The sequence below is a fragment of the Frateuria sp. genome, from assembly GCF_035943815.1.
GTDB lineage: Bacteria > Pseudomonadota > Gammaproteobacteria > Xanthomonadales > Rhodanobacteraceae > Frateuria_A.
The window spans coordinates 25,254-35,540 of the sequence record NZ_DASZBU010000002.1; the positions used below are offsets into that span (position 1 = coordinate 25,254).

General features: G+C 68.6%; 10 protein-coding genes and 1 rRNA gene. 1 reads left to right on the top strand and 10 read right to left on the bottom strand.

Annotated features, from left to right (window positions below):
* Positions 1 to 25 precede the first annotated feature (25 nt).
* The 8 genes from VGU65_RS00775 to VGU65_RS00810 all read right to left on the bottom strand — a co-directional run bounded on the left by VGU65_RS00775 (position 26) and on the right by VGU65_RS00810 (position 8,029).
* Positions 26 to 934: a septal ring lytic transglycosylase RlpA family protein gene (locus tag VGU65_RS00775; protein WP_327472250.1), complete on the bottom strand. Its 909-nt coding sequence runs from the start codon at positions 932 to 934 to the stop codon at positions 26 to 28.
* Positions 931 to 1,938, bottom strand: a complete 1,008-nt coding sequence (gene mltB, locus VGU65_RS00780; protein WP_414655775.1) for a lytic murein transglycosylase B — start codon at positions 1,936 to 1,938, stop codon at positions 931 to 933. The genes VGU65_RS00775 and mltB overlap by 4 nt, the downstream gene beginning before the upstream one ends.
* Positions 1,939 to 2,029: 91 nt before the next feature.
* Entirely contained in the window at positions 2,030 to 3,130 is a 1,101-nt protein-coding gene (rodA, locus tag VGU65_RS00785) for a rod shape-determining protein RodA (protein WP_414655776.1), read from the bottom strand.
* 11 nt (positions 3,131 to 3,141) lie between these two features.
* Positions 3,142 to 5,088 (bottom strand): penicillin-binding protein 2, encoded by a 1,947-nt coding sequence (gene mrdA / locus VGU65_RS00790; protein WP_327472252.1) that lies wholly within the window; start codon positions 5,086 to 5,088, stop codon positions 3,142 to 3,144.
* A 1-nt stretch (position 5,089) separates the two neighbouring features.
* Entirely contained in the window at positions 5,090 to 5,575 is a 486-nt protein-coding gene (mreD, locus tag VGU65_RS00795) for a rod shape-determining protein MreD (protein WP_327472253.1), read from the bottom strand.
* A complete protein-coding gene (gene mreC / locus VGU65_RS00800) occupies positions 5,572 to 6,522 on the bottom strand; it encodes a rod shape-determining protein MreC (RefSeq protein WP_327472254.1) in 951 nt (316 codons plus the stop codon). Before mreC ends, mreD begins: the two co-directional genes overlap by 4 nt.
* The gene (locus tag VGU65_RS00805; protein ID WP_327472255.1) at positions 6,519 to 6,890 is read right to left on the bottom strand and encodes a hypothetical protein; all 372 of its coding nucleotides are present in this window, start codon (positions 6,888 to 6,890) and stop codon (positions 6,519 to 6,521) included. Before VGU65_RS00805 ends, mreC begins: the two co-directional genes overlap by 4 nt.
* A gap of 92 nt (positions 6,891 to 6,982) precedes the next feature.
* Complete coding sequence (locus VGU65_RS00810) at positions 6,983 to 8,029, bottom strand: rod shape-determining protein (protein ID WP_327472256.1); 1,047 nt, start codon at positions 8,027 to 8,029, stop codon at positions 6,983 to 6,985.
* A 242-nt stretch (positions 8,030 to 8,271) separates the two neighbouring features.
* Between VGU65_RS00810 and VGU65_RS00815 the strand changes: the two genes are divergently transcribed.
* On the top strand, positions 8,272 to 9,204 hold the full coding sequence (locus tag VGU65_RS00815) for a carbohydrate kinase family protein (protein WP_327472257.1): 933 nt from the start codon (positions 8,272 to 8,274) through the stop codon (positions 9,202 to 9,204).
* On the opposite strand, the gene VGU65_RS00820 is transcribed toward VGU65_RS00815, so the two are convergent.
* Both VGU65_RS00820 and rrf read right to left on the bottom strand, forming a co-directional pair.
* The gene (locus VGU65_RS00820) at positions 9,201 to 9,887 is read right to left on the bottom strand and encodes a YoaK family protein (RefSeq protein ID WP_327472258.1); all 687 of its coding nucleotides are present in this window, start codon (positions 9,885 to 9,887) and stop codon (positions 9,201 to 9,203) included. The two genes, VGU65_RS00815 and VGU65_RS00820, sit on opposite strands and share 4 nt — an antisense overlap.
* Before the next feature lie 307 nt (positions 9,888 to 10,194).
* A 5S ribosomal RNA gene (gene rrf, locus VGU65_RS00825) occupies positions 10,195 to 10,287 on the bottom strand; the annotation flags it as partial.

Here is a 10,287-nt window from a genome sequence, read left to right on the forward strand (position 1 = left end):
CGCGCCAGCACGAAAAAAGCATCGCTCAGTCTACCGCGACCTGTGGCCGGGGAAGGCCGAGCCGCTCGATCTGGGCGGTGACCTGGTCGGCGCGCTCGACATCTTCCAGCGGTCCGACACGCACGCGGCGGATGCTGCGGCCGTTCACCTGCGCATCGATCACCTGCACCGGCGCCAGTTTGGCCGAGCGCAGCTGCTGCGCCACGCGGTCTGCGTTGGCCAGGTCCGCGAACGCACCCACCTGCAGCCAGATCGTCGGACGAGCACCGCCCTGTGGGACCGCCGCCGGCGCCGCCAGTTCCGTCGGTGGTGACGCCGCATCGTCCGGATGTGCCGGATCGATCGCGCGCACCTCGACCAGCCCGGTGCCCTTGGGCCAAACGCCGATCTTGACCGCCGCGGCATAGGACAGGTCGATCAGCCGGTTCTCGTGGAACGGCCCGCGGTCGTTGATGCGCACGATCACGCTCTTGCCGTTGGCCAGGTTGGTCACCCGCGCGTAGCTGGGCAGCGGCAGCGTCTTGTGCGCGGCGCTGAAGGCGTACATGTCGTAGTCCTCCAGGCTGGAGGTCTTGTAGCCGTGGAACTTGGCGCCGTAGAAGGATGCGATGCCGCGCTCGTCGTAGCCGCGCGCGCTCGGCAGCACGCGGTAGGTCTGACCGAGCACCGTGTAGGGCGATTTGTTGCCGTACAGCGAGCGTGGCTCGACCTTGGGCACCGGCTCGGGGATGCGGCTGACGTCGATAGGCGGCGGCACGCTGTCCTTGCCATCGCGATAGCGGCTCCCCTGCGGACGGCTGAGGTCGTCGACCCAGCTGGCGCTGCCCCGGCCCTCGCCGTGCGCGCCGGCGCCATGCGAGGGCCGCGGCCGCGAGCCGGCGCAACCGGCCAGCGCCAGGGCGAACAGCAGCAGGACGCCGGTGCGCCAGCTCATGGCAGCGCGTCGGCCGAGCGCACCCCGGCGGCGATCGCCTGGGCCAGCTGGTGCACCGCCAGCGCGTAGAGCGGGCTCTTGTTGTAGCGCGTGATCACGTAGAAGTTCTGGAAAGTGAACCAGTACTCCGGACCATTGCCGCCCTGGAGCACCTGCAGGCTCGCCGACCGGCCCGGGTCAAGATGTTCCACCGGCGCATAGCCCCAGGCCTCGAGCTGCTCCAGCGGCCAGCGCGGCTGCGCATCGGCCACGTCCAGCGCACGCGGCGCGGCATCCGGCTGTGCCCTGGCGGCGACCGGGCCGCCGCGTTCCCAGCCGTGCCCGGCGAAGTAGTTGGCGACGCTGGCCAGGATGTCCGGCAGCGACCTGGCCAGGTCGATATGGCCATCGTGGTCGGCGTCCACGCCATAATCGCGGATGCTCGAGGGCATGAACTGGCCCCAGCCCTGCGCGCCGGCGTAGGAGCCGGTGAGCGTGTCCAGCGGTCCGGCCAGGTGGTTGTCCGGCAGCTCCAGCAGCACCTTGAGCTGCTCGCGGAAGAACTTCGCCCGCGGCGGGTAGTACAGGCCCAGCGTGACCAGCGCATCGAGTACCTTGTACTTGCCGGTGTTGCGACCGTAGAAGGTCTCCACGCCGAGGATCGCCACGATGTATTCGGGCGCCACGCCGTACTGGTCGGCGATGCGCTCGAGCAAGGCGCGGTGCGCGCGGTAGAACGCCACGCCCTCGTCGATGCGCTTGGGCGTGATGAAGATCGGCCGGTAGTCCTTCCAGGGCTTGGCCTCGGCCGGACGCGCGATCGCGTCGAGGATCGACTGCTGCATCTGCGCGCGCCCGAGCAGCGCATCGAGCCGGGCCGGACTCTTGCCGGTGTCGCGCGCCACCTCGCGCACCAGCTCCGCCTGCCCCGGGTGCACGGTCGCCGGCTGCGCATGCATCGGGGCGGCAGCAACCAGCAGGAGGGCGGCGAGCGCGCCTTGCAGGCGCAAACGGAAGAAAGACATGGGTTGCGCTGCGCGGGTCGACATCGCAGCCAAGCCTATCATGCGCAAACGCGCCATCCAGGGCCGGACGCAGGCGCCGGCATGGCACGGCTCAGTCATGCATCTTGCGGTTGGCGTGGATCGACATCAGCACGCCGAAACCGCTCAACAAGCTCACCGCCGAGGTGCCGCCGTAGCTCACGAACGGCAGCGGCACGCCCACCACGGGTAGCATGCCGGCGATCATGCCGCCGTTGACGAATACGTAGACGAAGAAACTCATGCCGATCGCGCCGGCGAGCAGGCGCGAATAGGTGTCGCGCGCCTCCATCGCGATCCACAGGCAGCGGCCGATGATGAAGGCGTAAAGCGCCAGCAGCAGGCACACGCCGACCAGGCCGAACTCCTCGGAGAACACCGCGAAGATGAAGTCGGTGGTGTGCTCGGGCAGGAACTCCAGCCGCGACTGCGTGCCGTGCATCCAGCCCTTGCCGAAGACGCCGCCGGAGCCCACCGCAATCTGCGACTGGATGATGTGCCAGCCGTTGCCCAGCGGGTCGGACTCGGGGTTGAGCAGGGTCAGCACGCGGTCGCGCTGGTACTGGTGCATGAAGTGCCAGCCCACCGGCACCATCGCCCCCGCCGCGCCGAGCAGCAGGCCGATGCGCCACCACGCGACACCGGAGAGGAACAGCGCGAACGCGCCGGCCGCCGATACCAGCAGCGCGGTGCCCAGGTCCGGTTGCTTGGCGATCAGCGCCGCCGGAACCGCTATCAGCGCACCGACCACCGCCATGTCCTTCCAGCTCGGCGGCAACTGCCGCGGATGCAGGTACCAGGCGACCATCATCGGCATGGTGAGCTTGAGCAGCTCGGAGGGCTGGAAGCGCATGATCTTCAGGTCCAGCCAGCGATTCGCTCCGCGCCCCTCGCCCAGGATCGCCACCACCACCAGCAGCATGGTGCTGCCGGCGTAGAGCCACGGCGTCCAGCTGCGCAGCACGGTGGGCGGGATGCGCGAGATCAGGAGCAGCAGCGCGGCGCCCAGCACGAAGCGTGCGGCCTGGCCGCCGACCAGCCCGAGGTCGCCGCCGCCGGCGCTGTAGAGCGTGACCAGGCCGACGCAGGCGAGCACGAACAGGCCGCAGGCCAGCGGCAGGTCGATCCGCGGCCGGGTCAGGATGCGGCGCAGAAAGCGGCGGGCGCGGGACATGAGCGCTTCGATCACGGGATAGCCTCGCTTTCGGCCTGCGCCGGCAGGTCTTCCACCGGCGCGCTGCCCGACGGCGCCGGTCCGGCCTGCGCGGAGGCCGCTGCGGCGGGAGCTCCGCCCTGCGTGGCCAGCCAGGCCTCGAACACCTTGCGCACGATCGGCCCGGCGTCCTGCGCGCCCCAGGCGCCGGCTTCGAGCAGGGCGACCGCGGCGATCTTCGGATCGTCCGCGGGCGTATAGGCCTCGAACCAGGCGCGATGGCGGCTGGCCAGGTAGGCGTTGTTCTTGTTGGTATCGTAGGCCGAGGTAGTTCGCGAGAAGCGCTCGGCGGTGCCGCTCTTGCCGGCGACCACGAGCGGGAAGCCGATGAACTGCTTGGCGCCGGTGCCCCCGGTGATCACCGCCTCCATGCCTTGCTTGATCACCTCCAGGTTCTTCGGGTCGCTCACCAGTGACGGCCCGGTCGGGGGATTGGTCAGCATCTGGCGCGGCGCCTCGACGTTGTCCTGGGTGGCCATCACCACCCGCGGCGCGCGCGGCACGCCCTGCCCGGCGATGATCGACAAGGCGTGGCCCAGCTGCAGCGGCGTCACCGCCCAGTAACCCTGGCCGATGCCAGCGATGATGGTCTCGCCCGGGAACCAGGGCTGGCGCGAGTTGGCCATCTTCCATTCCCGCGAGGGCAGCACGCCGACCTGTTCGCCGTCGAGGTCGATGCCGGTCTTCTGGCCGAAGCCGAAGCGGCCCATCCAGTTGCTCAGCCGGTCTATCCCCAGGTCCAGCGCCAGCTTGTAGAAATAGGTATTGGTCGATTTCTCGATCGCGCGCACCATGTTCACCACGCCGTCGCCGCCGCGGGTGTCGTCGCGGTAGCAGCGCGACTGGCCGGGCAGGCAGAACTCGCCGGTGGAGAGCACCGTATCCTCCGGGCGGCGCACGCCGTACTCCAGACCACCCAGCGCCAGGAACGGCTTGACGGTGGAGCCGGGCGGGTACACGCCGCGCAGCGCACGGTTGTACAGCGGCTTGTCCGGCGCCGTGGTGAGCGCCTTGTAGTCGGCGCTGCCGATGCCGTTGACGAACAGGTTGGGATCGAAGCTGGGCACGCTGACCATCGCCAGCACCTGGCCGTTGCGCGGGTCGATCGCCACCGCCGCGCCCGGTCGCCCGTCGAAGGCCGCGGTCGCCGCCTTCTGCAGGCGCACGTCGATCGACAGATAGAGGTTCTTGCCGGGAATCGGCGGGTGCGTCTCCAACACGCGCTGGGTGCGCCCGTCGGCGTTGACCTCGACCAGCGCGTAGCCGGGCGTGCCGTGCAGCACGTCCTCGTAAGAGCGCTCGATGCCGCTGCGGCCGACGTGGCTGGTGCCCTGGTAGCGATCGGGATCGAGCCGCTTGAGGTCGTCCGCGTCGATGCGCCCCACATAGCCGATCACGTGCGCGAACAACTCGCCGTACGGGTAATGGCGCGTGAGGTAGGGCACCACGTCCACCCCGGGGAAACGCCAGCGGTTGATCGCGAAGCGGGCGATGTCGTCCTCGGACAGGTGCATCTTGAGCGGCACGCTCTCGAAGCGGCGGCTCTGCTTGAGCTGCTTCTTGAACGCGGCGATGTCGTCCTCGTCAAGCGGCACCACGGCGCCGATCTGCCTGAGCATCGCCTGCATGTCGGGCACCTGCTCGGGCACCACCTCGAGCCGGAACGCGGGTACGTTGTCGGCCAGCAGCACGCCGTTGCGGTCGTAGATCAGGCCGCGCGCTGGCGGGATCACCTTGGGCTTGACGCGGTTGTTCTCCGAGCGGGTCACGAATTCGTCGTGGCGCTGCACCTGCAGGTAGAAGAAGCGCCCGGACAGCGCGATCAGGCCCAGCACGATCAAGGCGAAGCCGACCAGCGAGCGCCGCTGGAACAGTGCTGCCTCGCCGCGGGGATCCTTCAATGTGCGCCGCTTCTTCATCTCATTGCAGGCGCAGGCGCATGCGCAGGTCGTCCAGCAGCAGGAACACGAACGGCCACAGCGCCGCGCCGACGACCGGCGAGATCCACCAGCTCGCCGGCGGCAAGGCGTCGCCGGCGAACACGCGAACGATGGTCAGCAGGATGCGGTCGTTGACCAGCAGCGCCAGCACGGCAAGGGTCTGCTGCCACATCGGAAAGAAGCGCAGGCGCGAGCGGAAGCGCAGCGCGATGAACACCAGCGCGGTCAGGCGCAGCGCCTGCTCGCCCAGCAGCACGCCATCGAGCAGGTCGGCGGCAAGCCCCATCGCGAAGGCCAGGCCCAGCGTCACGCGGTCGCCCGATTCCAGCGACCAGTACAGCAGCACCAGCGCCGGCCAGTAAGGCTTGAAGGGCGCGAGCACGTCCGGCAGCGGCACCAGCATCGAGAGCAGCGCGAACACCAGCGTGCCGATGAACCACCAGGTGCCGAGGCGTTGGCGGTTCATGGCCTGCTTCTCGTGGAATGGCGCGGCGGCGGCGGCGGCGGCGCGCTGCGCGCACTCGCAGGCGCCAGGTCGGCCGGCGGCCCCATCGGCGTCACCGGTTCCGGCGGACCGGCCGGCTCGGCCTGGTCGTGCAGCAACAGCACATCCTCGCTGCGGTTGATGTCCGCACTGGGTTGGGCCTGCGCTTCGAGGAACATGCCGGTGGGCGCCGGCGCCACCCGGGTGATCGCGCCGACCGGGAAGCCCGGCGGAAAGCGCCCCCCCAGGCCGGACGTCAGCAGCCGGTCGCCGGCCTGCACGTCGGCAGCCATCGGGATTGTGGGCAGCACCAGGCGGTCGCCCTCGCGCGAACCGTAGGCGATCACGCGCAGGCCGGTGCGCTCGACGGTCACGGGCAGGGCGTTGTTCGGGTCGGTGATCAGCATGACCACCGAGGTGGTGGGGAGCGCCTGGATGACCTGGCCCATCACGCCCCGCGCATCGATCACCGGCTGGCCCGGCTTCACGCCATCGCGCGCGCCCACGTTGATCAACAGGCGGTGGCGGTACGCACCCAGGTCCACGCCGACCACGCGCGCCAGTTGCACGTTGAGATCGAGGCTGCGCTGCGTATCGAGCAGCTCCTTCAGGTGCTCGTTCTGCTCGGCCACCGCGGCCATGCGATTGAGCTTGGCGTTGGCCAGCAACAGGTCCTCGCGCAGGCGCTGGTTCTGCTCGGTCAGCCGCTGGCGGTCGGCGAAGGCCACCGAGAGCGTACGCATGCCCTCCACCGGCAGGCCGGCCAGCCGGTAGACCGGTTCGACCGCCACCGCGGCGCCATAGCGGATGCGCCACATCCAGCCGTTGCGATGGTCCAGCACCATCAGCACCATCGCCAGCGCGAGGTAGCCGATCAGCCGCAACGTGCCGGTCGAGCCGGCGAACAGGGGCGAGGCGTCCTTGTTCATGAAGACCGTCTGGCCGCGGGGTAGCTGGCGAACGCATGCGGGGCGGCACCAGTGCTCTCGGCGGATCGCAGCCACAGACCGCGGTGGCTTATGGCCAGGATGGTGTCCGGGCCGGTTTCCACGTCAAGCAGCACGGCAACCTTCTGGCGATGATCGGCGGACGCCTGCTTGACCTCGCCGGCGGCGCCGCGGCCAGCCGGCGTAAGCGGCGCTTCCCGGCGCGTGGCCGGCATCGCGACACCATCCGAATCGACGCCCCCGTGCGCCAACGCCGCAGCCGGCGCGCGCTGATGCAAGCGCGGTATGGCCCCGGCGGCGAGGATGTGCGTCATCCGCAGACCATAGCGTTCTGTCAGTTCGACCTGCATGCTGCATCCGTCGTGGGAGTGGCGCTGCGTTGCCTGACCCTCGCAGCCGACGCCGCTGCGGTCGCCGGGCAGATCTTCGTGCAGGCCCCTTCTTATTCCGGCGCGAAGAAATCGCTGCCGTGCTGGTCGATCAGTTCCAGCGCCTTGCCACCGCCGCGCGCCACGCAGGTAAGCGGGTCGTCGGCCACCTGCACGTGCAGGCCGGTCTCCTCGGAGATCAGCCGGTCCAGGTCACGCAGCAATGCGCCGCCGCCAGTGAGCACGATGCCGCGCTCGGCCACGTCCGAGCAAAGCTCAGGCGGAGTCTGTTCCAGCGCCGACTTGACCGCGGCCACGATGCCGGACAGCGGCTCGTGCAGCGCCTCCAGCACCTCGTTGGAGTTGATCGTGAACATGCGCGGCACGCCCTCGGCCAGGTTGCGCCCGGAGATCTCGATCTCCTTGACGTTGGCCTGCGGAAAGGCGCAGCCGATCTCGATCTTGATGCGCTCGGCGGTGGATTCGCCGATCAGCGTGCCGTGGTTGCGGCGCACGTAGTTGATGATCGCCTCGTCGAAGCGGTCGCCGCCCACACGCACGGACTGCGAATAGACGATGCCGTTGAGCGAGATCACCGCCACTTCGGAAGTGCCGCCGCCGATGTCCAGCACCATCGCGCCGCGCGCCTCGTGCACCGGGATGCCGGCGCCGATCGCGGCGGCCATCGGTTCCTCGATCAGGAACACGTCGCGGGCGCCGGCGCCTTCGGCCGACTCCTTGATGGCGCGGCGCTCGACCTGGGTCGAACCGCAGGGCACGCACACCAGCACGCGCGGGCTGGGGCGCAGCATGCGCGACTTGTGCACCTGCTTGATGAAGTGCTGCAGCATCGCCTCGGTCATGGTGAAGTCGGCGATGACGCCGTCCTTCATCGGACGCACGGTAGCGATGTTGCCCGGCGTGCGGCCGAGCATGCGCTTGGCGTCCCCGCCGACCGCGGCCACTGCACGCGGGCCGCCCGGGCCGCGATCCTGGCGAATTGCGACCACCGACGGCTCGTTGAGGATGATGCCCTGCCCACGCACGTAGATCAGCGTGTTGGCGGTGCCGAGGTCGATGGAGATGTCGTTGGAAAAGATGCCGCGGAACTTCTTGAACATGAGGCCTGGCACGCCGTCTGCAGGAGAAAAAGTAAGCGCGTCAGTCTAGTGAGCGGGCCCCACCCACGCAAGCGTGAAGAAGTTAAGAAAGCCTTGCAGAACGCGATGATGCGCGCATTTCCTGAGTCGACTCGCTGCTTCGGAATGCAACTGCCTGTCGCCTTGGACGGAGGCTCGGGTTACGATTGCCCGGTTTGCCGGACGATTGCCGTCCGCGTTTGCCGATCGGGGTTGCTTCCAACATGTCAGCCGTCATCTGCGGTTCGCTGGCCTACGACACCATCATGGTGTTCCCGGACCAGTTCAAGAACCACATCCTGCCGGACAAGGTCCACATCCTTAACGTCTCCTTCCTCGTGCCGCAGATGCGCCGCGAGTTCGGCGGCTGCGCGGGCAACATCGCCTACAACCTGAAGCTGCTGGGCGGCGATCCGCTGCCGATGGCGACGGTCGGACAGGATTTCGGCCCCTACCGCGAGCACCTGGTCCGCTGCGGGATCCGTCTCGAGGGCGTGCGCATGTTCGAGGACCAGTTCACGCCGCAGTGCTTCATCACCACGGACCTGGACAACAACCAGATCACCGCCTTCCATCCGGGTGCGATGTCCAGCTCGCACCACAACCACGTCGGCGACGTGGCCGATGCCAAATTCGGCATCGTGGCGCCGGACGGCCGCGAGGCGATGCTGCAGCACACCGACGACTTCGCCGCCCGCGGCGTGCCCTTCATCTTCGATCCGGGCCAGGCGATGCCGCTGTTCAACGGCGACGAATTCCGCTCGATGATCGGTAAGGCGAACTACGTCATCGTCAACGACTACGAGTCGCAGCTGCTGCAGCAGCGCACTGGCTGGAGCGCCGAGGAGATCGCCAGCCGCACGCAGGCCTATATCGTCACACTGGGCCCGCGTGGTTCCTTGATCCACACCGGCGGGCAGGTGATCGAGATTCCAGCGGCGCGCGAGCGCCAGGTGATCGATCCGACCGGCTGCGGCGACGCCTACCGCGCAGGCCTGATCTTCGGCATCATGCGGGGCTACGACTGGCCGACGACCGGGCGCATGGCGTCGCTGATGGGCGCACTGAAGGTCGAGCACCCTGGTACGCAGAACCAGCGCTTCAGCTACGAAGAGTTCGCCGAGGCCTTCCGCGATCAGTTCGGTTACGCGCTCTAGCGCCTGCCGACGCGGCGCATCCGCCATGCGCCGCAAGTGGCCACGCCCAGCAGCACCAGCCACGGCAGCGCGATCGCCCAGGGCGACCGGCGCTGCTGAAGCCAAGCCGTAACCAGGGCAGCCAAGCCATAGGTCGCGTACACCGCAGCCTGGACGCGGCAGACCGGGGGATCTTTCGCCGACGCGTGCTCGACCAGCCCGGCAATCCACTGGGTCAGCGTGCCGGTGATGAAAGTGGTCCAGACGCCCGCCAGGTGCACCTGGCGCACCGCTGCGCTCTGCATACCCATTACCATGCCGAGCAGGACGATTATGCCGCGCACCTGCGGCTCCGGAATGGCCGTGTGCGCGTTCCGGGTGAGGGCCAGCGCAGCCGCGCCAAGCAGCACTGCTTCGAGCACCAGCACACGATTTACCTTGGCGTTCCAGCCAGCTCGCTGCCCGCGCAGCAGACCCGTACCCGTTGCGACGCCGACGGCGAAGCCCAGCACGGCCAGCAACGAGCGCAACGCGCGACCCAAGTTGCCGGCACCAAGCGCCATCGCAAGCAGCACGGTGTTGCCGGTCATGTTCCCGGTAAACACGTGCCCGAGCGCGAGGTAGCTGACGGCATCCAGACTTCCGCCCACCCAGGCCAGCGCCGGCAGCGACCATTCTAGCCAATGTGCGTCGGCATGCTCCATGGGGCACCTCCGCACCGGCAATCTAGCCGGACCGAGGTGAAGATCGAGGCCCGATCGGAAAGCATCTGCCGTCGAGTGGTGAGCTCCATGTGCGAACAGGGCTCCGCCTGACGCGCGGCCCGCATGCGAAACACGGAAGCCGCGGGGGGACGTGAGTCCATAAGGCTCGGACCACAACCGGGGCCCAGCCTGCGCCACGGCAGCGCCGCTGGCGCGGGGATTTTTTGCGACTGGATAAGTCCACCCGCGCCAGCAGGAGACAAGAAAAAACCCCCACCGGTTACGGTGAGGGTTTTCAGGATAAAGCCCCTGGCGGTGACCTACTCTTGCATGGACAAGCCACACTACCATCGGCGCAGCTGCGTTTCACTTCCGAGTTCGGGATGGGATCGGGTGGGAC